The following is a 20,333-nucleotide window of genomic DNA, read 5'->3' as shown; positions in this document are numbered from 1 at the left end:
TCGTCCGCCCTCAGGGCGACGCACGCCAGGCAGTATGCGTCGGACACGGCCTAGGAACGCGCCCCGTACCGCTCCGCCACCGCGCGGAACGACTCCTTCGGCTCCCAGCCGCCGTCGACCGACTTCAGCAGACCGAAGCTCGCCATGTCCAAGTCGCGTGCCGGGACGGGGGAGTACGGCTTCGCGGCGGCGAACTCGTAGACGTACGCGCCGTGGACGCCGTGCGTCTCGTACAGGTCGAGCAACTCCGTGAGGCAGTCGGCCTGTTCACGCTCCGAGCGGACGTAGTCGCCGTTCAGGACCGGCGGGTCCGCCGACCGGTCGACGATGTCGTAGCCCGTCGGGCCGGCCGCCGCCGCGCCCTCGAAGGTGCAGCAGCCGAACTCGGTGATCAGAAGAGGCTTTCCGTGGTCCAGATGGGCGCGCAGACCGTCCACATAGTGCTCGGAGTTGTACGCCATCCGGTAGTAGTTCTGGCCGACGAAGTCGAAGCCCGACCAGTCCACCCGCTCCCACAGCGCCCCGCCGTACGTCAGCCGGCCGCCGAACCGCGCGCGTGCCACCTCCACCGCGCGCGCCAGGAGCACGTCCAGCCGCTCGCTGAACTCCGGCAGCCGGGGCCACCACTCCGGGAGCGCCAGCTTCGCCGAGCGTTCGACGAAGGTGTCGCCGGGCACCATGCCCGACCCGAAGATCGTCAGCTCGCACCCCACGTTCAGATCGACCTCCCCGTGACGCTGCCTCAGCCGCTCCGCCGCCTCGGCCGCCGCCCCCAGCTGCGCCACCGTCGCCTCCGGGTCGCCCTCGATGAGGCGGGGCTGCAACCAGACATGCAGCCCCGCCTCCGCGGCGAAGCCCGCGTACGCCGCCAGCCGGTCGATGTCGGTGCCCAGCACCGTGACCGAGTTCGCGTGCAACTCGTCGCGGATCAGGGCCATATGACTTCGCACCACGTCGTCGGGGTACGGCGGTGGGGGCGCGGCGCCGCCCGAGTAGTTGGTTCCCGTGTCGTAGTCGACGCCCTTCCAGACCAGCGGCGTCGCGCCCTCCGTGGATTCTTCTCGCATGCTGTGACCATAGAGACACCCGGCGCGTATCCGCGATCGATCAGCACCGGCCGAATTCGTCCAGATCCGTGCGGATCCCTGCCCCGTCCCGGTACCGGAGGACTAGGGTCGTGGTCCGACCTGCACACCCGTTCAGCCAAGGAGGGTCATGGCGCCCCCGTCGGAGGACCCGGCCGGCCTCCGCCTCCTCGAACGCGAGCCGGAGATCGCCGCCGCCGCGCACGCCGTCGAAGGACTCTTCGGGGACACGCCCTGCGGCAGCCTCCTCGTCTACCGGGGCGCGGCCGGCCTCGGCAAGACCGCGCTGCTCTCCGAGGTCCGGCGCATGGCGGCCGGGCGCTGCACGGTCTGGTCGGCGCGCGGCGGCGAGACCGTGACATCCGTGCCGTTCCACGTCGTACGGCAGCTGCTGCGGCCCGCGCTGGCCGAGCGCGGCCCCGGCGTACGGGCCCTGCTCGGTGACGGGTACGACATCGTCGGCCCCGCCCTCGGCGTGGCGCCGCCCCGGGACCACCCCGCCGACCCGCAGGGCGTACGGGACGGCCTGGAGGCCCTCTTCCGCAGGCTCGCCGAGGACCGGCCCCCGCTCGTCGTGCTCGTGGACGACGCGCACTGGTCGGACCTGGAGTCCCTCGCCTGGCTGGCGTCCTTCGCCCGGCGCCGGGGCGGCCCGCCGATCCTCGTCGTCGTCGCGTACCGCAGCGAGGAGGCCATCGGCGAGTGCGCGCACCTCCTGCGGGCCGTCGGCGACAGCGCCCGGCTGGTCGTCACCCTGAAGGCCCTCACCTCCGAGGCCACCGCCCGGCTCGCCCGCGCCGCCCTCGGCGACCACGCCGACGACCCGTTCTGCCGCGAGGTGTGGGAAGTCACCGGCGGCAACGCCTACGAGACCGTCGAACTCCTCGCCAAGGCACGGGACGAGGCCCTCGACCCCGTCGCCACGTCGGCCGACACCCTCAGCGCGCTCGGCGCCACGACACGCGGCACCGGACTGATCACCCGACTGGAGGAACTGGGCACCACCACGACCCGCTTCGCCTGGGCGGCCGCGATACTCGGCACCGACATCTCCCTCGAACTCGTCGTCGCCCTCGCCGGGATGGGCCCCGACGAGGCCGCACACTGCGCCGAACGGCTCAGGGCGGCCCGCATCCTCGTCGGCACCGACCCGCTGGAATTCGTCCACCCCCTCATCGCGACCGCCGTCTACCGCGCCATCCCCGGCGCCACCCGGACCGCCTTCCACGGCCGCGCCGCCTGGCTCGTCACCCGCAGCGGCCGGGGCGCCGCCCTCGCCGCCCGGCACCTGCTCCAGGTCCACCCCGACAACGACTCCGAACTCGTCGCGCAGTTGCGCGAGGCCGCCGCCGAACACCTCGCCGTCGGCGCCCCCGACGCCGCCCGCCGCTGCCTCGAACGCGCCCTGACCGAACCGCCGTTGCCCCCGGTACGCGCCCAGGTGCTGTACGAACTGGGCTGCGCCACGCTGCTGTCGTCCCCCGCGACCACCGTCCGCCATCTGCGCGACGCCATCGACACACGGCTCCTCGACGACACCACACGCGTCGACGCCGTCTTCCGTCTCTCCCAGGCACTGACACACAACGACCAGACCTCCGAGGCGGCCGACGTCGTCGCCGCCGAGGCCGCCCGCACCCCGCCGGGACCCGCGCAGATGCGCCTGAAGACCGCGCACTTCCTGTGGGAGGGCGTGCAGGACAACGAGGACGACGGCCGGCAGCGTTCCCACCGGCTCGCCGTGACCGCCGCCGGACTCACCGGCCGCGACAACACCGAACGCGTCCTGCTCATGCTGCGCGCCTTCGACGCCACGGCACGCGGCGAGAGCGCCGAGGAGATCGTCCGGATCGCCCACAGCGCCCTGATCGACGGGGCGCTCGCCCCCGGCACCGGCTGGACCGGCACGTCCTGGGGTTTCGAACCACCCGCCCTGCTCGCGCTCTCCCTCGCGTTCGCCGACCAACTCGACCACGCCGAGCGGCTGTTCGACGAAGGCATGCGCGCCTTCGAGATCTCCGGCTGGTCCGGCGGCCATCTCGCCTTCGCCCACACGCTCGTCGGCTATGCCCACCGCCGGCGCGGGCGCCTCGCCGAGGCGGAGACATACCTGCGGGAGAGCCTGCGCCTGGCCGACCGGGTCGGCGACCGCCTGCCGATTCACTGGAACGGCATCTGCATGCTGGTCGACACCCTGCTCGCGCGCGGCCGGGTCGACGAGGCACGGGAGGCGGCCGGACGCTACGCCTTCGCCCCGCCGTACGCCTCGTCCATCGCCATCCCGGACGCCCGCTCCGTCCGGGGCCGGCTGCTGCTGGCCCTCGGCCGTACGGAGGAGGCGGTCGCCGAACTGGAGGCAACGGGGCGGGCGTTGACCGTACGGGGCCGGCACAACGGCATCATGGCGGGCTGGGCCCTCGACCTGGCGCGGGCGCTGCGCGACGTGGATCCCGTACGCGCCGCCGAACTCGCCGCGTACGCCCGCGACCGCGCCGAGCGCTTCGGCACCCGCACCGCGATCGGGGTCGCGCTCTGCTGCTCGGCGTCCCTGACCGACGGACCGGCCGCCGCGAACCTGCTCGCGGAGGCCGTCACCCACCTCGAAGAGTCCCCCTGCATGTACGAACTGGCCGTCGCCCGCGTCGAGTACGGCATCGCCGCCCGGTCGGCCGCCGACCTCGTACGGGGCCGCGCGCTCGCCCTCGAATGCGGCGCGGACGGCCTCGCGGAACGGGCCCGCCTCGCCCGGGAAGGCGTCTCCGCGGCGGGGGACGCCGGGGACTGGCGCTAGACCCGGTCCGGCGGATCCTCGCGGGCCCGGAACGCCTGGCACGGCACCGCCCGTCGTTGCCCGGGTCGTGCGGGTACACCCGGTACGCGCATGATCCCGCGCGTGGCGACGCACCGCGCCGGTCGCCCCCGGGCCGATGCGCGAAGACCCGCCGGACAGGACCCGGGCCCTGTCCGGCGATTCCGTCGGTCCCCCTCCGGCGGATCCTCACCGGGTCCGGGAGGCCATGTCCGTGCCGGGCCGGCCGCCGGGCGGGGCCCTAGGAGTAGCCCTTCGTCCCGTCGAGCAGTTCCCGCACGATGTCCGCGTGGCCCGCGTGACGGCCGGTCTCCTCGACCAGATGGATGAGCATCCAGCGGAGGTTGGCGCCGCCGGAGCGGTAGTCGGGGTGGCGGCCGACGTCGTCCAGGGACGCGTCGGCCACGATCTCGTCGCTGCGGGCGCACTGGGCCTCGTACTCCGCGAGCAACCGCGTCAGCGGGACGCCCTCGGCCCGCCAGTCGGCGTCCTCGTCCGTCTCGTCGAAGGACGGGTTCGAGGTCTGGTCGCCGCCGAGGAACAGCACCTCCAGCCAGCAGTGCTCCACCCACCGCATATGGCTGAGCAGCCCGGCCATCGTCATCGCCGGCGAGGTGGGGACGACGGCGCGGTGCGCGTCCTCCTCGCTCAGGCCGTCACATTTCCAGCGCAGGATCTCCCGCTGAAGGTTCAGCCAGCCGAGGAGCGCGGTGCGTTCGTCGGCCCGCAAGGGGGGACGTTCGAGTGAAGGTGCCATGTCTGCGGACCCTAGGTGCCCGGCCCCCGCCTGTCGTGCGGTTTTCGAGCGGGTCGGCGGCCGGATGTCCGCCGGTTCTCCGCCGGACCCCAGGCGCCGCCGCTGCTCACGGCAGCGGGTGCAGCCGCCACGGGTCCGCCGACGCGTCCCGGCGGCGGCGGGCCGCGCGGCGTACGAGGAGGACCGCCGACGCCACGAGACAGGCGGTCCCGGCGAGTACGGCGGGCAGCAAGGACGCCGAGGGCCCGGGGGCGGGCTCGGCGCGCACCGTGACCGAGGCCGCTTCCGTCGCCCGCGCGGGTTCCGCCCCCGGACCGGGCCGCCCCGGGGCCGCCCCCGGAGTCGCCGCCCGCCCGGCACGTGCGACCGGGCCCGGTTCCTCCGCCTCGGTCGCGCGGCGCGGCGGAGCCGGGGGGCGGGGCGGTTCCAGCGACCCCACCGGAGTCACGGCGGGCGCGGCCTCGAAGCCCCAGTCCAGCAGGGTGCGTGCCTCCTCGTAGACCGCCTGCGGGATTCCGGACGTCGGGTTCATCACCGTCGCCAGCAGCGTGCGGTCCCCGCGCCGGGCCGCGACGACAAGCGTGTTGCCCGCCTGGGTGGTGTAGCCGTTCTTGACGCCGATCAGCCCCGGATAGCGCCGTACGCCGTCGGCCCCCGTCAGCAGCTTGTTGGTGTTCCGGATGCCGAACGTCGAGCCGTCCCGGCCCGGGAACCGGGCGTCGACGGTCGCGCAGTACTCCGCGAAGGCGGGCATCCGCAGCCCGGCGCGGCCGAACACCGCCAGGTCGTACGCCGACGACACCTGGCCCGGCGCGTCATAACCGTCCGGGGACACCACATGGGTGTCGTACGCGCCCAACATCCGCGCGGTGGAGCGCATCTGACGGATCGTCGACTCCCAGCCCCCGTTCATCCCGGCCAGCACCCGCACCGCGTCGTTGCCCGAGTTGAGGAACACACCGCGCCACAGATCGGGCACGTCGTACGTCTCACCGGGCGCGACACCGACCATGCTGCTGCCGGAACCGATCCCCGCCAGGTCCGTCTCGGTGACGCTGTGCCGCGCGTCGGCGGGGACCCGGGGCAGGACGGTGACCGCGAAGAGGGTCTTGAGCGTGCTGGCGGGCGGCAGCGCCCGGTGGGCGTTGTGGGCCGCCAGGACCGCGCCCGTGTCCGCGTCGGCGACCACCCAGGAGAGGGCGGAGACGTCCCGGGGCGGCGCGGGCGCCCCGGACGCCGCGCGCACCTGGGTGCCGGGCCGGTACAGCAGGGAAGGGTCCGGCGGGCGTGTGAGCTCTCTGCCGGGGCCGGTCCGTGAGCCCGCCGCCACGTCCGAGGCCGTGGCGGGCGACACGAGGGTGGCGGCCGTGGCCGTGGGGGTGGTCGGCGCCGCCACCGGGAGGAGGGCCAGGAGCCCGGTCAGTCCGGTGGTCAGGGCCACCGAACCGGCGAACGGAGGACGCGGGAGCAATCTGATGACCATTCAGTCACCGTAGGAACGGACCCGGCCCCCCGCACGGCTGCCTGAGCCGACCGGAGGTATCCCCGTCCCGAGGCCCGGAGACATCCCCGTCCCGCCGCACCGGACCATTCCTCCGGCCGCCGGGACGGGGGTCCGGCGTTCAGCGCTCCCGTACGACGAGCGGCATGCCGTGGGCGCCCAGGATCGTCAGGGCCCGGACCGTGGCGTACCCGCGCCACTCCACGGCCGCCGCGGCGGAGTACGCCGTCCAGTCGACGGTCCAGCCGCCGTCCTCGCGCTGGCCGGCCGCGAGCCGGTCGAGTTCGGCGTCGATCGCCGCGCCGTCGAGGAGTGCCCGCAGCGGCCGGCCGGGCCGGGGCGAGAAGTCCAGCAGCCGCAGTGCCTCACCCTCGGCGCCTCCCTCGACGGTCATCGGGGCGCCGTTACGGGGCAGGAACGCGGCGTACCGCGCCAGCTCGGCGGGGGCCCACGGGTGGCTGTCGTGGACGGTGTCGAGGAAGTCAAGGAGGAACCGCAGCACCATCACCTCCGGCGGGTCCACGAGAGCGGTGACCCGGTCCCGGCAGAAGCCGACGGCCCGCGCGAGCCACGGGTGGTCGCGGACGTCCGGGTCGTGACGGCCCACCCGGTGCGCCGCCGCCGCGAGCTGCGAGGTCATCTGGAGCGAGGAGACGTCCGGGTCGGCCCCGGTCCAGAAGGGCGCCGACCCGGCCGCGTCGGGGCCGGTCGTCGGCAGCGCGAACGGCAGGCCCCCGTCCGGGCGGGTGACCGACTCCAGCCAGTCGCACAACTGGGCCGCCCGCGCGAACACGGCGGGGCCGCACTCCTCGAACACCTCGAACGCGGGCAGCGCGCCGACCGGCTGGCTCACGGCGGACCGCAGGTCCGGCTCCAGGGCCCACCCGTAGCCGCCGTCGCTGTTCCGGTAGCCGTCCAGCGCCGTGACGACGGCGGCGGGGGTGCCGCTCCCGCGCAGCAGGTCGAAGCGCCGCCGGTCCAGCAGCCGCCCGTGGGTGGTCAGGAAAGCGGCGGCGGCGTCGAGGTCAGGGGTGTGGGTGAGATGCATGGGACGAGTCTGCGCGGTCCGGCCCCCGCCCGTCTTGAACGAAACGGCGCCCGGAAGGGGCACCGGGCCGACGCCCCTTCATGGAATCCGGCTGTCGGCGACCGACGGGGTGGCTGTCCGTCGCTGTGGCACGGCGACGGCGCGGCGGGACAGAACCCGAACATTCACGCGATCGTTTCAGGACGACGCGACTCTAACTTTGGCGAGGTCAGCAGGTCAGAGCAGGACCCCAAGTCGATGGAGAGCCCGATGAGTTCGCGCCTTGCCACCCGTTCAGCACGCTCCGGCCGCCTCGCCCTCACCGCCGTCGCCCTGGTCGCCGTCACAGCCGCGCTCACCGCGTGCGGCCCGGAGGAGAACGGTGCCGACGCCGGTTCGTCGTCGGCGGGCAAGGAGGCGGGCAGCGGGTCGGACGCCAAGGAGCGGGGCACCGGCACCGGCGGCAAGGACAACGACGTCGACGGGGCGAAGGACGAGTACTACGGGGACGACAGCGGCTCGGCCGGCAAGGACAAGGGCAACGGCAAGAACAAGGGCAACGGCAAGAACAACGACGTCGACGGCGCCAAGCAGGACCACTACGCCAAGAAGTGCGACAACGGCGACCTGAACTTCACGGTCGAGACGTTCTCCGAGGGCCACGGCTACTACCTCGTCACCGCCAAGGCCAAGTCCGGTGTCACCTGCTTCCTCCAAGGTCCGCCCCAGCAGGTCATGTTCGGCTCCGACCCCGACACCGTGGCGAGCAACGCCGATCAGGGGGTCGGCGAGCAGATCACGCTCAAGGGGGCCACCGCCGCCTACCTCGCGGTCAAGCCCGACAGCGCCGACACCAACGACGGCAAGATGTTCGAGTCGCTCATCGTCTCGGTCTCCGACGACGGCGGCGAGGCGGGGCTGCTCACGCTCTCCGAGCCCGAGGGCCTTCCGGTGAACAAGCCGCTCGTCACCCACTGGCAGGTCAGCGCCGACGACGCCGCCCACCCGTTTGCGTAGACCCACCCGTTCACGTGAGCCCACCCGTTCGGGTGAGTCCGCTCCGGAAGCCCGGTCTCCGTCCGGCCCGTACCGGGCTCCGGCGGCCTCAGCGCGCGGTGCCGTGGGGGAGAGGCTCCCGGCGGCGCGGGCGTGGGGCGGTGACGGGCACCGCCGTGGACGCGGCGGGGCCGCGCGTCCGGCGGGTGGTGTCCAACTGCTCCCACCACCAGGAGATCGTCGGGATCGGCAGCGGTTCCGTACCGGCGTCGGAGGGGTGCCGCTTCCACCAGCCGCCCGGCCGCGCCGCCGGTCCCGCGCCCGCCGAGTAGCGGGGGCAGGCCGAGGCCCAGTCCAGATGGCCCCGGACGAACTGCCCCAACCCCTCGACGTACGCGCGCAGTTCGTCCCCGGCGTCGGCGAGTACCTGCGCGCGGAGCCGACTGTGCAGCACCATCACGCGGTCCCGCATCGCCACCGCGCGGACCTGCGCCTCGCGCGGCTCGCAGCCCAGCTCCTGGCAGAGCACGTCGATCAGGTTGAGGTCGTCGCCCGCCCGCAGCAGCTCCTTGTTGCGGGAGTACAGGTCGTTGTCCCAACCGACCAGTGTCCAGGCGGTCTCGGTGAGCGCCTGGACGCGCGGGTCGGACAACTCCTCGTCCCGTACGGTGAATCCGCCGACGATCTCGATCATCGCCGTGGACGGTGCCATCCCTATCGCCCGCATCCACAGGGTGACGTAGTCGTCGAGCGAGGGCAGCCCGGCGCTCCGGCGCCAGGACGCCTCCCACACCAGACCGGACGTGTAGACCCGCAGCGACTCCGTCCAGCGGCGGATCTGCTGGGGAGAGGCGTACCGCTCCAGTTCGGTCCGCAGGGCGCGCAGCGAGGCGGTGTGCGGGGAGTCGGCTCCGGAGTGGGCGGCCGGGGCCTCGACGGCGCGGAGGATACGGGAGGTCTCCTGGGCCATCAGGTCCGCCGAGGCGCCGGTCTCGTCGCACAGGCCGTCGTCGAGCGAGAAGAGCACGGCGTGGAACTTGGCCATGAGGGTGAGGGGTTCGAGCGTCCCGTACGGCATGGTCGCGGCGGTCAGTCCGCCGAAGTCGCAGAGGGTCAGCCGGCTGCGCTGCCGCTCGTCGGTGTCGAGGTTCTGGCGCAGCATCCAGGCGACGGTGCGGTCGTTGAGGACGCCGGCGCCGGGATGTGCGGCCGGTGCCAGCGGACAGTAGAAGGGCACGGCCGGTAACTGCCGGGCGGCCAGGGCCTGTTCCTCGGCGCACATCATGACCGGCCTCCCGGGCGCTGGTTCGGCGGATGTCCGGTACGGAGGGTACGGGGCGGTGCGGGGTCAGACCGTCGCCCCCCTCGCCCCCTCGTACCGGTGCCGTCAGCTTCGCGCGCCGAACGCCTGGGTCCACCACGGTCCGCCGGAGGCGTCGTGGATGCCCACACCGAGCTCCTTGAACGCGCAGTTGAGGATGTTGGCGCGGTGCCCGGGGCTGTTCATCCAGCCCTCCATCACCTGCGCGGGGGTCTGCTGGCCCCGCGCGATGTTCTCGCCGTAGGTGGTCCACCGGTAGCCCGCCGCCGTGATGCGGTCGCCGGGGTCGGTGCCGTCCGGGCTGGTGTGGTCGAAGTAGTCCCTGGCCGCCATGTCCTGGGAGTGCCGCGACGCGGCCGTCTGGAGCTGCGCGTTGGCGCTCACCGGGTCGCAACCCGCCTCGGCGCGCTCGGAGTTGACCAGGGCGGTGACCTGTTCCGCGAAGCCGCCGCCCCCGCCGCCGGGCTGGGGGTCGTCCGCGGGCGGGGTGGGATCGGGCTTCGGGTCGGGGTCGGCGGTGGAGGGGCGCGGGGCGGACGCGGCCTTGGTGGGCTTGGCCGACGCCTTCTTGGACGGCGAGGGGCTCTTCGAGGGTGACGGGCTCGCGCCGCTCGGCGAGGGGGAGGGGCTCGTGGACTTCGACGGCCGGTCCGCCGCCGACTTGGGCTCCAGTGTCTCCGGTTCGACAGAGGCGGAGGAGGAGGCACGGGACTCGTCCTCGTCGCGGTCGCCGGCCACGTACTGGGTGGCGCCGGCGGCGGCGAGCAGCGCGGCGACCGCGGCTGTCACGGTGATGGCGCGCCGCCGTCCCGCCCGCCGTTCCCGGCGCCGTCCGTCCCGGGCCCGCGTGCGGTCCCCGCCGCCGGCGTCCGCGGACGCGTAGGCCGCCGGGGCCGGGGCCCGCCGGTCGCCGACCGGCACCAGCGGCAGACCGGCGACGAGAACGTCCGCGTGTTCGAGCCCTGTCGCGCGCCCGGGGCAGACCGTGCAGTCGTAGATGTGCCCGGCTATTCGCTCCCGCCAGAGCGGGGAAGGACCGCCGTCCCAGCCGCCCACCAACTGCTCCAGGAGGACACAGGGCGGATCGGCCACCAGGGCGCGGACCACCAGGCGGGCGGTGTCCAGTTCGAACTCCAGCCGCTCGACACGCGCCGCCACCTGCGCGGAGTTGGCGGCCAGGGCGGTGGCGACCTCGGGCCGGGTGAGTTCCCCGGCGGCCTCCAGCCACCACAGCGGCACCAGGATCTGGTGTTCCCGGTCGACCCAGCGGGTGGCCTCGGCGACCTCCCGGTGCTGGCCGGTGAGCCCCAGACGGCTGATCATCACATCGACGAAGTCGACGTCGGGGCGGGCGAGGAGGGGGTCGTACACGTAGTCGGCGTGCTCACGGATCCGGGCGACCGCGGTGGTCACCAGATACGTACGGAAGTCGGCCGGGCGGCGCAGCGTGCCGAGCCCGTCGAGGGCGTCGCGCACCGCCTGCCGCGCCAGGGCGGGCGCCTGGGGGTGGCCGTACAGCGCGTGGCCGACGAGCTGCTGGACCAGCGGCAGGCATTCGCGGCCGAGTTGGTCCCTGGCCCGCTCGTCCCCGGTCTGCGCCGCCTTGACCACTGCGGCCTTGAACGGACTGCTCACGCTGATTCACTCCCACTCGTGCGCCGGCGGTGGCCACCGCATCGTAAGGGGAAGAACGCTGCCCCACCCCCCGGACGGCCCACCTGGCACCGTACACGTGGGCTAATTCATATCCGGCCGTGTGTCTGATTCTGTGCGGCGTGAAGCTCCGCTGTCGACCCGCTTAAGAAAACCTCGATGGACCGCGCGGTCGCGTCGGCGGCAGATTGGTGCCGCTGTCGCTCAGCATCATCTGAACCGCCCCGCACCACCCGCACCACCTGGAGCCGCCCCGATGAAGGCACTTGTGAAACTGACGGCAGAGCCGGGGCTCCGGCTCACCGACGTGCCCGAGCCGGAGACCGGCCCCGGAGACGTCCTCATCAAGGTGCTTCGTACCGGTATCTGCGGTACCGACCTGCACATCCGCGCCTGGGACGGCTGGGCCCAACAGGCGGTCCAGGCCCCGCGCGTGCTGGGCCACGAGTTCGTCGGCGAGGTCGCGTCCGTCGGCGCCGATGTCCAGGACATCGCCGTCGGCGACCTCGTCAGCGGCGAAGGCCATCTGGTCTGCGGCAAATGTCGCAACTGTCTTGCCGGGCGCAGGCACCTGTGCCGCAGCACCGTCGGCCTCGGTGTCGGCCGGGACGGTGCCTTCGCCGAGTACGTCGCGCTGCCCGCGTCCAACGTCTGGGTCCACCGCTCGCCCGTGGACCTCGACATCGCGGCCATCTTCGACCCGTTCGGCAACGCCGTGCACACCGCGCTCACCTTCCCCCTCGTCGGCGAGGACGTACTGATCACCGGCGCGGGCCCGATCGGCATCATGGCGGCGGCCGTCGCCCGGCACGCCGGCGCCCGCAGCGTCGCCATCACGGACGTCAGCCCCGAACGCCTCGCGATCGCCCGCAAGGTCGGCGCCACACTCGCGCTCGACGTCTCGGCCCCCGGCACCGGCATCGCCGAGGCACAGCGGCGGCTCGGCCTCAAGGAGGGCTTCGACATCGGGCTGGAGATGTCCGGCCGCCCGGAGGCGATGCGCGACATGGTCGACAACATGACGCACGGCGGCCGGATCGCCATGCTGGGACTGCCCGCCGCCGAGTTCGCCGTCGACTGGGCGAAGATCGTGACCTCGATGATCACGGTGAAGGGCATCTACGGCCGGGAGATGTACGAGACCTGGTACGCGATGACCGTGCTGCTCGAAGGCGGTCTCGACCTCTCGCCCGTCATCACCGGCAGCTACGGCTACGAGGACTTCGACGCCGCCTTCGACGAGGCGGCCACGGCCACCGGCGGCAAGGTCATCCTCAACTGGGCCTGACCCCGGCGACCGGGCCCGGCCCCGGACCCGCCGGGGACCCCGGCCCGCTCGCGCATCCCCTCGCCCGCACCGCCCACTTCCGATCGGGAGCCCCGCATGTACGCGTCCGTCCGCGACGACCTCCGCGCCACCCTCGACGAGATCCGTGACGCCGGCCTCTTCAAGCCGGAGCGCGTCATCTCCACCCCGCAGAACGCCTCCGTCTCCGTACCCGCCGGTGACGTCCTCAACTTCTGCGCGAACAACTACCTCGGCCTCGCCGACCACCCCGACGTCGTCGCCTCCGCCAAGGACGCCCTCGACCGCTGGGGCTACGGCATGGCCTCCGTGCGCTTCATCTGCGGCACCCAGGAGATCCACAAGGAGCTGGAGCGGCGTCTCTCCTCGTTCCTCGGCCAGGAGGACACGATCCTCTACTCCTCCTGCTTCGACGCCAACGGCGGCGTGTTCGAGACCCTCCTCGGCCCCGAGGACGCGGTCATCTCCGACGCGCTCAACCACGCCAGCATCATCGACGGCATCCGGCTCTCCAAGGCCCGCCGGCTGCGCTACGCCAACCGCGACCTCGCCGAGCTGGAGACCCGCCTCAAGGAGTCCCAGGACGCGCGCTGCCGCCTCGTCGTCACCGACGGCGTGTTCTCCATGGACGGATACGTCGCGCCCCTCGCCGAGATCTGCGACCTCGCCGACCGCTACGACGCCCTGGTGATGGTCGACGACTCGCACGCCGTCGGCTTCATCGGCCCCGGCGGCCGGGGCACCCCCGAACTGCACGGCGTGATGGACCGCGTCGACATCATCACCGGCACACTGGGCAAGGCGCTCGGCGGCGCGTCCGGCGGCTATGTCGCCGCCCGCGCGGAGATCGTCGCGCTGCTGCGCCAGCGCTCCCGCCCGTACCTCTTCTCGAACTCCCTGGCCCCGGTCATCGCCGCCGCCTCGATCACCGTCCTCGACCTGCTGGAGGGCGCCGGCGAACTGCGCGAGCGGCTGCACGCCAACACGGCGCTCTTCCGTACGGAGATGACGGCGGCCGGGTTCGACGTCCTGCCCGGCGACCACCCCATCGCGCCCGTCATGATCGGCGACGCCGCCGAGGCGGGACGGATGGCGGAGCTGCTGCTGGAGCGCGGGGTGTACGTGATCGGCTTCTCGTACCCGGTCGTGCCCATGGGACAGGCCCGGATCCGGGTCCAGCTGTCGGCCGCGCACTCGACGCAGGACGTCCGCCGGGCGGTGGCGGCGTTCGTGGACGCGCGTGAGGCGCTGCGGGGCTGACCGGGCGGGCCTCGACGGGGCCGGGCGTCCAGGTTCGGGGCCGGGGCCCGGCGTCGGGGTTCGGGGCCGCGGCCGGGGCCCGGCGTCGGCGGCAGGGGACGGGTCGCGGCCGGGGAGCGGGCGCCGGATCATCCGGGCCGGGGCCGTGACCAGGGACGGGCGCCACGCCCGGAGCCGTCGTGACCTGGCACCATGGGCGGATGATCGACCCCCGGCGGCTGCGTGTCCTGCGAGCCGTGGCGGACCACCGTACGGTGACCGCCGCGGCGGCGGCCCTGTATCTCACCCCGTCCGCCGTCTCCCAGCAGCTCGCCGCGCTGGAGCAGGAGACCGGGCACACCCTGCTGACCCGCAGCGGCAGGGGCGTACGGCTGACGGCCGCCGGGGAGATCCTGCTCACACACGCCCACGAGGTGCTCGCCCAGCTCGAACGGGCCGAGGCGGAGCTGGCGGCGTACGCGGGCGGGACGGCCGGTGAGGTGACGGTAGCCGCGTTCGCCACCGGGATCGCCGAGGTGCTGGCCCCGGCCATCGCGGAGCTGGCCCGGCGGCACCCGGGCATCCGGGTCCGCGTCCGGGACTCCGAGGGCGACGCGAGCCTGCCCCTGCTGCTGGACGGGCGGGCGGACGTCGCGCTGGCCGTCGAGTACCGGGGCGCGCCCACCGAGGACGACCCGCGCCTGTCGCGCGTCCCGCTGTACGCCGAGCCCTTCGACGCGGTCCTGCCCGAGGGCCACCGGCTCTGCCACGCGACCGAGGTGCCCCTCGCGGAGCTGGCGGACAGCGACTGGATCAGCCCCTACCCGGGCAACCCGTGCCACGAGGTGATGCGGCTGGCCTGCGAGACGGCGGGCTTCGAACCGCGCCTGGCGCACTCCTCGGACGACTTCCGCGCGGTGGTCGCGCTGGCGGGCGCCGGCGCGGGGGTGGCCCTCGTACCGCGCTCCGCGCTGCGCGGGATGGAACTGAAGGGCACGGTGGTACGCCCGGTGTCCGGGCCGCCCGCCACCCGCCGGGTCTTCGCGGCGGTCCGCCGGGGCGCGGACCGCCACCCGCTGATCCGTCCGGTGCTGGACGCGCTGACGGAGTCGGCGTCGGGGCTGACGACGGGCTGAGCGGTCGCCCGGATCGTCGAGAGGCGGGCGGGGGCGGGGCGCCGTATCGGCGAGGCCCGGACCCCGGGTCCGCGCGTCTGCGGTTCGGCGGGTCGGGTTCCGCCGCTCCGTGAAGAGGTCGGCCTCGCCGCGGACCAGGGGCAGCCGCCGCACGTCCTCGCCGCGTCGGACAGTGCCCCGGCGAGCGCGTCGTCGTACGTGCGCCGGACACGGGGTGTCGCGTCCCGACTCCGCCGCGACGGACCGCGCGAACCGGAGGAGCGAGGCCCGCTGACGGATCGTCAAGAGGCGGGCGGGTCAACGCGTCGGCGCCTCGGGGGGTGTGCCCCGGGGCGGCCGGGCGCGGGCCCGGCGTGTGCGTACGCCCGGGTCCACCCGTCCCCGCCGCCCCAACAGCCGCCGTGCGGAAGGCGGTTACGAGAGCAGGCTCGGCGCCGCCCGGTCCAGCGTGCCGCCGATCCGCTCCCAGGTCTCCATGTCCCGTGCGACGGGCGGGAGTTCGGGCCCGTCGCCGGTCTTCCAGGACGCGGCGACCGCCACCGGGTCCTCTCCGGTCGCGGCCGAGGCCGCGAGAGCCGCCGCGCCCAGCGCGACCAGTTCGCCGCTCTCCGGCACGATCACCGGCCGCCCCGACAGCCGCTGTACGGTCTCCACCCACGTACGGCCCTGGGCGCCGCCGCCCACCAGCCGCAGCGGCCGGTCCGCCACCGCCGGGTCCGCCGGGTCGAGGCCGCAGGCGCGCAGGACCTCGTCGAGGGCGCGCAGGACCGTGTACGCGGCCCCCTCGTACGCCGCCCCGAGCAACTGCTGGGGCGTCGTGTCGTGCCGCAGGCCCGTCAGCAGACCGGCGGCGGTCGGCAGGTCCGGGGTGCGCTCGCCGTCCAGGTACGGCAGCAGCACCGCCTCGCCGCCGGGCGCCGTGTCCTCCCGGTCGAGCCCCAGCAGCTGGGCGACCTTGTCGACGGCCAGCGTGCAGTTCAGGGTGCAGCCGAGCGGCAGGAACGTGCCGTCGGCCGCCGCGAAACCGGACAGCGCCGGCGACGCGGGCCGGGTGCGGGTGGCGGCGAAGACCGTGCCCGACGTGCCGAGGCTCAGCACGGGGTGGTCCAGCAGCCCGGCCCCGCCGAGGCCGAGACCGACGGCGGCGCTCATGTTGTCGCCGGTCCCGGCGGCCACCGCGATACCGGCGGGCAGCCCGAGCTGTTCGGCCGCCGCGGCGGTGAGCGAGCCGACGCGCGCCCCGCCGGTCGGGGCGACGGCGGGCAGCAGCGACGCGTCGAGGCCGACGAGCGCGAGGAGTTCGGGGTCGTACGCGCCGGTCGCGGTGGAGTACCAGCAGGTGCCGGAGGCGTCGCCGGGGTCGGTCGCGGCCGTGCCCGCGAGACGTTCGGTGAGGAAGTCGTGGGGCAGCCGGACGGCCGCCGCCGCGTCGGCGGAGGCGGGGTCGTTCTCACGGAGCCACTGCCACTTCGCCGCCGTCATCGACGCGACGGGCACCGAACCCGTCCGGGCGAGCCACGCGCCGGGCCCGCCGAGCGCCTCCGTGAGCGCGGCGGCCTGCGGCGCGGAGCGGGTGTCGTTCCACAGCAGGGCGGGCCGCAGCGGCTTCCCGGCGGCGTCGAGCACCACCAGGCCGTGCTGCTGCCCGGCGACCGCGATGCCGGTGACGGCGGACGCCGGCACACCGGACTCCTTGAGCCCCTGGGCGACGGCCTCGCGCAGCGCCTGCCACCACACCTCGGGGTCGGTCTCCCGCGCCCCGGCCTCACCCGTCACCCGGTGCGGGGCGCGCCCGACGGCGAGCAGCCGTCCGGTCGCCGCGTCCGTGAACGCGGCTTTGGTCGACTGCGTGGAGCTGTCGACGCCGATGACCACCTGGCTGTGCGGCACGCTCGTACCTCTTCCTGGTTTCCGGGGCTCGCGGCGGCATTTGGACCGCAAGCCAACAAATTACGTGATGTTGTCGTGCATCCGGCAGTGCCTGACGTCATTTGCTTGCTCTGGGCGGTGTTTGTGACTCCGGGCGCTGTTCGGCGAACGCGGGGTCTTTTCCGTGCCCACCCTGAGGTGCATTATTAGTCATGTCAGGAAACAAAAAGGTCTGCACCTGCCGGACCTGAGGTATCGAAGGCGGCCAGAGATTATGACGGAACGCTTCACTCCCACCCCCGAGGACAAGTTCAGCTTCGGTCTGTGGACGGTCGGCTGGCAAGGCAGGGACCCCTTCGGGGACGCGACGCGCCCGGCGCTCGACCCCACCGAGTCCGTGCAGCACCTCGCCGAACTGGGCGCGTACGGAGTGACCTTCCACGACGACGACCTGATCCCGTTCGGGTCGTCCGACGCCGAGCGCGAGGCGCACATCAAGCGCTTCCGGCAGGCGCTGGACGCCACCGGGCTCGTCGTGCCGATGGTGACCACCAACCTCTTCACCCACCCCGTCTTCAAGGATGGCGGCTTCACCGCGAACGACCGCGACGTGCGCCGCTTCGCCCTGCGCAAGACGCTGCGCAACCTGGACCTGGCCGCCGAACTGGGCGCCAAGAAGTTCGTCGCCTGGGGCGGCCGGGAGGGCGCCGAGTCCGGCGGGGCGAAGGACGTGCGCCTCGCGCTGGACCGGATGAAGGAGGGCTTCGACCTGCTCGGCCAGTACGTCGTGGAGCAGGGCTACGACATCAAGTTCGCCATCGAGCCCAAGCCGAACGAGCCGCGCGGCGACATCCTGCTGCCGACCGTCGGCCACGCGCTCGCCTTCATCGAGCGCCTGGAGCGGCCCGAGCTGTACGGGGTCAACCCCGAGACCGGGCACGAGCAGATGGCCGGGCTGAACTTCCCGCACGCCATCGCGCAGGCCCTGTGGGCGGGCAAGCTCTACCACATCGACCTCAACGGCCAGCACGGCACGCGCTACGACCAGGACCTGCGCTTCGGCGCCGGCGACCTGCGCGCCGCGTTCTGGCTGGTGGACCTGCTGGAGACGGCGGGCTGGGACGGTTCGCGGCACTTCGACTTCAAGCCGCCGCGCACCGAGGACTTCGACGGGGTGTGGGCGTCCGCCGCGGGCTGCATGCGCAACTACCTGATCCTCAAGGAGCGGGCCGCGTCGTTCCGCGCGGACCCGCTGGTCCAGGAGGCGCTGCGCGCCGCACGCCTGGACGAGCTGGCGCTCCCGACCGCCGCCGACGGGGTGGCCGGTCTGCTGGCCGACCGGGGCGCGTACGAGGACTTCGACGTGGCCGCGGCGGCGAGCCGGGGCATGGCCTTCGAGCAGCTCGACCAGCTCGCCATGGACCACCTCCTGGGCGCCCGCTGACCCGGCGGCCGACCCTCGTGTCCTGACACCGCCGCGTACGCGGGGCGAACCGGCCGCCGGTCCGCCCCGCGTACGTGCGCCGGTCGCGGCGTGACCGCCGCCGGGTTCCTTGCGTCCGGACCGCGTGCCTGTGTGTTGGCCGACGTGACCACCGGACCCCCGCACGCCCCGCGTACGTGCGCCCGTCCCGGCGTGACCGCCGGGAGCACGGGATCTCCCTGCGCCCGCGCCGCGTACCTGTGGTTGGCCGGTGTGACCGCCGAGCGCCTGCGTCGCCCCGCGTACGCGCGCTTGACCCCGTCGACGGCCGATCGTGCGGGGCTGCGCGGGTCGCCGGGGACTTGCCCACCGGTGACGGTCACCACCCCGACTCCGTTTGCCCGCCCGGGAGTTGCCCTCTCCTACGGAGCCTGCACAGGCACCCGGCCGACCCGCCGTATGCGCGGGCCCGCCGCTCGCGTGGAGCCCGGCCCGCGCCGTAATCCAGCCCCCGGCGCACCAGGTGCGCTCGCGCGGTCCGCGCCCGCCACCGGGCCCGCCCCTCCTGCGGGGATCGGCCCGGTCCGCGCCGTAACCCTGCGCCCTCACCCGGCCCCCGCCGCGCCCCGCGCGCTACGCGCTCGCGCGGTCCGCGTACGCCACCGGGTCCGCCAGGACCGCGCGGACCACCAGGGCCGCCGCGCCGCGGGCCGCGTCTCCCGCCGAGGAGGACGCGCGTAGCCTGCCACTGTCGTGCGGCCAGAGGCCGGACACCACCCGGCCGGTCAGCTCGCCGTCGGCGGGCGGTGACAGCCACGGCATCAGGCTCCGGTAGATCCCGCCGAGCACGACCGCGTCCGGGTCGAAGAGGTTCACCGCGCCCGACAGGACCCGGCCCAGCATCCGGCCGGCCTCGCCGATCGCGGCGATCGCCCGCGGGTCGCCGCCCCGGGCCAGCGCCTCCAGCTCCGCGACCCCCGGCACCCCGGCGTTCTCGTCGAGCCCGGCGCCCCGCAGGAGCGCCGACTGGCCCGCGTACTGCTCCAGGCAGCCCCGGGAGCCGCACCGGCACAGCGGCCCGTCGGCGTCCACGACCACATGGCCGATCTCACCGGCGAACCCGTTGGCCCCGCGCAGCAGTTCGCCGTCGAGTACCAGCGCCCCGCCGACACCGATCTCGCCCGACAGATAGAGGAAGCTGCGGATTCCCCCCAGGCCGCCGAACCACAGCTCGGCGAGGGCCGCGAGATTGGCCTCGTTCTCCGAGTGCACCGGCAGCGGCGGTACGGCGGGCTGCGCCCCGGCGAGGGCCCGTGCGAACAACTCCTCGGCAGGTACCCGGTTCCAGCCCAGATTCGGTGCCTGCCGGACCGTGCCCCCGGAGACCAGACCGGGCAGCGCGAGCTGCACACCGACCGGCGACAGGTCCTGCTCGGCGGCCGAGGCGAGGGTGCGCGCCGCGATGCGGGCGCCCCGGGCCAGGACTTCGTCCGGCGCGGCGCCCCGGTTGTCGAGGTGTTCGGTCAGCCGTACGCGGTCGGTGCCCGACAGGTCGACCACGCACACCGACACGTAGTCGATGTTGATCTCGACGCCGATCCCGGCCGGACCGGAGCGCGTCACCTTCAGTACGGTGCCCGGCCGCCCGGCCTGTCCGCTGAACGTCTTGCCGGACTCGGAGAGGAAGCCGCTGTCCAGCAACTGCTCGACCAGGGAGGACACCGCGGCCCGGGTCAGCCCGACCCGCGCCGCCACACCGGCCCTGGTCGCCTCGCCCTCGTCCCGCACGGCGCGCAGCACCAGGCTCAGATTGTGCCGACGCACCGTCTCTTTGTCGGCCTTGGGACCGAGCGATGTGGGATTGGTCTTCATGGTGCGGTCGAGCCTATGTGATCGGTATCGGGGAGACCCGCCGGTCCCGGCAGGTCGATGCCCCGTCCAGCCACTTGTTCAATTCGACGAGTGGCAATCGTTGACGAACCGGTCGGGGCGGGCGACGCGTTCGCCACCGGTTTCCTGGCGGGTCCGCTGGGGGACGGGGACCCCGTACGGGCGCTGCGCCCCGGGCATCTCACGGCGGCCTCCGCCCTGCGGGTCGCGGCCGACCACGGGCCGCCGCCCTCGCCGGAGCGGATCCGGGAGCTGCCGGCGTCCGACGAGACGGACTGGAACGCGCTCTCCCTCTGAGGAACGCCCGCCTGTCCCCAGGGG

Annotated in this window: 15 protein-coding genes; 7 read left to right on the top strand and 8 right to left on the bottom strand. The window is 74.0% G+C overall.

All coding sequences use genetic code 11. From position 1 onward, the window contains the following. Positions 1 to 50: 50 nt before the first annotated feature. Entirely contained in the window at positions 51 to 1,067 is a 1,017-nt protein-coding gene (locus OG875_RS03375; RefSeq protein ID WP_330172708.1) for an abortive infection protein, read from the bottom strand. Between the two features lie 148 nt (positions 1,068 to 1,215). Here OG875_RS03375 and OG875_RS03370 point away from each other — a divergent pair, with 148 nt between their 5' ends. Next, a complete protein-coding gene (locus OG875_RS03370; RefSeq protein WP_330172707.1) occupies positions 1,216 to 3,876 on the top strand; it encodes an ATP-binding protein in 2,661 nt (886 codons plus the stop codon). 259 nt (positions 3,877 to 4,135) lie between these two features. Here OG875_RS03370 and OG875_RS03365 read toward each other — a convergent pair whose 3' ends face one another. The 3 genes from OG875_RS03365 to OG875_RS03355 form a co-directional block, all read right to left on the bottom strand. Further along, a complete protein-coding gene (locus tag OG875_RS03365) occupies positions 4,136 to 4,651 on the bottom strand; it encodes a DinB family protein (RefSeq protein ID WP_330172706.1) in 516 nt (171 codons plus the stop codon). 106 nt (positions 4,652 to 4,757) lie between these two features. Next, positions 4,758 to 6,134 (bottom strand): D-alanyl-D-alanine carboxypeptidase family protein, encoded by a 1,377-nt coding sequence (locus tag OG875_RS03360; protein ID WP_330172705.1) that lies wholly within the window; start codon positions 6,132 to 6,134, stop codon positions 4,758 to 4,760. A gap of 139 nt (positions 6,135 to 6,273) precedes the next feature. After that, entirely contained in the window at positions 6,274 to 7,200 is a 927-nt protein-coding gene (locus OG875_RS03355; protein WP_330172704.1) for a hypothetical protein, read from the bottom strand. A gap of 249 nt (positions 7,201 to 7,449) precedes the next feature. Here OG875_RS03355 and OG875_RS03350 point away from each other — a divergent pair, with 249 nt between their 5' ends. Beyond that, entirely contained in the window at positions 7,450 to 8,196 is a 747-nt protein-coding gene (locus tag OG875_RS03350) for a DUF4232 domain-containing protein (protein ID WP_330172703.1), read from the top strand. An 88-nt stretch (positions 8,197 to 8,284) separates the two neighbouring features. Here OG875_RS03350 and OG875_RS03345 read toward each other — a convergent pair whose 3' ends face one another. Both OG875_RS03345 and OG875_RS03340 read right to left on the bottom strand, forming a co-directional pair. Beyond that, positions 8,285 to 9,460 (bottom strand): terpene synthase family protein, encoded by a 1,176-nt coding sequence (locus tag OG875_RS03345; protein WP_330172702.1) that lies wholly within the window; start codon positions 9,458 to 9,460, stop codon positions 8,285 to 8,287. Positions 9,461 to 9,562: 102 nt separating this feature from the next. Next, the gene (locus tag OG875_RS03340) at positions 9,563 to 11,131 is read right to left on the bottom strand and encodes a CAP domain-containing protein (protein ID WP_330172701.1); all 1,569 of its coding nucleotides are present in this window, start codon (positions 11,129 to 11,131) and stop codon (positions 9,563 to 9,565) included. 274 nt (positions 11,132 to 11,405) lie between these two features. On the opposite strand from OG875_RS03340, the gene tdh reads away from it, so the two are divergent. The 3 genes from tdh (at position 11,406) to OG875_RS03325 (ending at position 14,830) form a co-directional block, all read left to right on the top strand. Then, positions 11,406 to 12,437 (top strand): L-threonine 3-dehydrogenase, encoded by a 1,032-nt coding sequence (gene tdh, locus OG875_RS03335; RefSeq protein ID WP_330172700.1) that lies wholly within the window; start codon positions 11,406 to 11,408, stop codon positions 12,435 to 12,437. Between the two features lie 96 nt (positions 12,438 to 12,533). Next, positions 12,534 to 13,715: a glycine C-acetyltransferase gene (locus OG875_RS03330; protein WP_330172699.1), complete on the top strand. Its 1,182-nt coding sequence runs from the start codon at positions 12,534 to 12,536 to the stop codon at positions 13,713 to 13,715. A gap of 200 nt (positions 13,716 to 13,915) precedes the next feature. Further along, positions 13,916 to 14,830, top strand: coding sequence for a LysR family transcriptional regulator (locus OG875_RS03325; RefSeq protein WP_330172698.1), 915 nt, complete (start codon positions 13,916 to 13,918; stop codon positions 14,828 to 14,830). 414 nt (positions 14,831 to 15,244) lie between these two features. On the opposite strand, the gene xylB is transcribed toward OG875_RS03325, so the two are convergent. Further along, complete coding sequence (xylB, locus tag OG875_RS03320; RefSeq protein ID WP_330172697.1) at positions 15,245 to 16,720, bottom strand: xylulokinase; 1,476 nt, start codon at positions 16,718 to 16,720, stop codon at positions 15,245 to 15,247. 253 nt (positions 16,721 to 16,973) lie between these two features. Here xylB and xylA point away from each other — a divergent pair, with 253 nt between their 5' ends. Continuing rightward, positions 16,974 to 18,143, top strand: coding sequence for a xylose isomerase (gene xylA, locus OG875_RS03315; RefSeq protein ID WP_330172696.1), 1,170 nt, complete (start codon positions 16,974 to 16,976; stop codon positions 18,141 to 18,143). A 612-nt stretch (positions 18,144 to 18,755) separates the two neighbouring features. Here xylA and OG875_RS03310 read toward each other — a convergent pair. Then, on the bottom strand, positions 18,756 to 19,994 hold the full coding sequence (locus tag OG875_RS03310) for an ROK family transcriptional regulator (protein WP_330172695.1): 1,239 nt from the start codon (positions 19,992 to 19,994) through the stop codon (positions 18,756 to 18,758). A gap of 90 nt (positions 19,995 to 20,084) precedes the next feature. Here OG875_RS03310 and OG875_RS03305 point away from each other — a divergent pair, with 90 nt between their 5' ends. Beyond that, complete coding sequence (locus OG875_RS03305; protein ID WP_443079052.1) at positions 20,085 to 20,309, top strand: hypothetical protein; 225 nt, start codon at positions 20,085 to 20,087, stop codon at positions 20,307 to 20,309. The last annotated feature ends 24 nt before the right edge of the window (positions 20,310 to 20,333 follow it).

It is taken from the genome of Streptomyces sp. NBC_01498 (assembly GCF_036327775.1).
In the GTDB taxonomy this organism is placed as follows: domain Bacteria; phylum Actinomycetota; class Actinomycetes; order Streptomycetales; family Streptomycetaceae; genus Streptomyces.
This window is presented reverse-complemented; position numbering and strand designations above follow the sequence as displayed.

Excerpts from the sequence above, each read along its gene's own strand:
- OG875_RS03350 (WP_330172703.1), top strand. The coding sequence starts at position 7,450 with ATGAGTTCGCGCCTTGCCACCCGTTCAGCACGCTCCGGCCGCCTCGCC.
- OG875_RS03370 (WP_330172707.1), top strand. The coding sequence starts at position 1,216 with ATGGCGCCCCCGTCGGAGGACCCGGCCGGCCTCCGCCTCCTCGAACGC.
- xylA (WP_330172696.1), top strand. The coding sequence starts at position 16,974 with ATGACGGAACGCTTCACTCCCACCCCCGAGGACAAGTTCAGCTTCGGT.
- OG875_RS03355 (WP_330172704.1), bottom strand. The coding sequence starts at position 7,200 with ATGCATCTCACCCACACCCCTGACCTCGACGCCGCCGCCGCTTTCCTG.
- OG875_RS03360 (WP_330172705.1), bottom strand. The coding sequence starts at position 6,134 with ATGGTCATCAGATTGCTCCCGCGTCCTCCGTTCGCCGGTTCGGTGGCC.
- tdh (WP_330172700.1), top strand. The coding sequence starts at position 11,406 with ATGAAGGCACTTGTGAAACTGACGGCAGAGCCGGGGCTCCGGCTCACC.
- OG875_RS03330 (WP_330172699.1), top strand. The coding sequence starts at position 12,534 with ATGTACGCGTCCGTCCGCGACGACCTCCGCGCCACCCTCGACGAGATC.
- OG875_RS03310 (WP_330172695.1), bottom strand. The coding sequence starts at position 19,994 with ATGAAGACCAATCCCACATCGCTCGGTCCCAAGGCCGACAAAGAGACG.
- OG875_RS03365 (WP_330172706.1), bottom strand. The coding sequence starts at position 4,651 with ATGGCACCTTCACTCGAACGTCCCCCCTTGCGGGCCGACGAACGCACC.
- OG875_RS03325 (WP_330172698.1), top strand. The coding sequence starts at position 13,916 with ATGATCGACCCCCGGCGGCTGCGTGTCCTGCGAGCCGTGGCGGACCAC.
- OG875_RS03375 (WP_330172708.1), bottom strand. The coding sequence starts at position 1,067 with ATGCGAGAAGAATCCACGGAGGGCGCGACGCCGCTGGTCTGGAAGGGC.
- OG875_RS03345 (WP_330172702.1), bottom strand. The coding sequence starts at position 9,460 with ATGATGTGCGCCGAGGAACAGGCCCTGGCCGCCCGGCAGTTACCGGCC.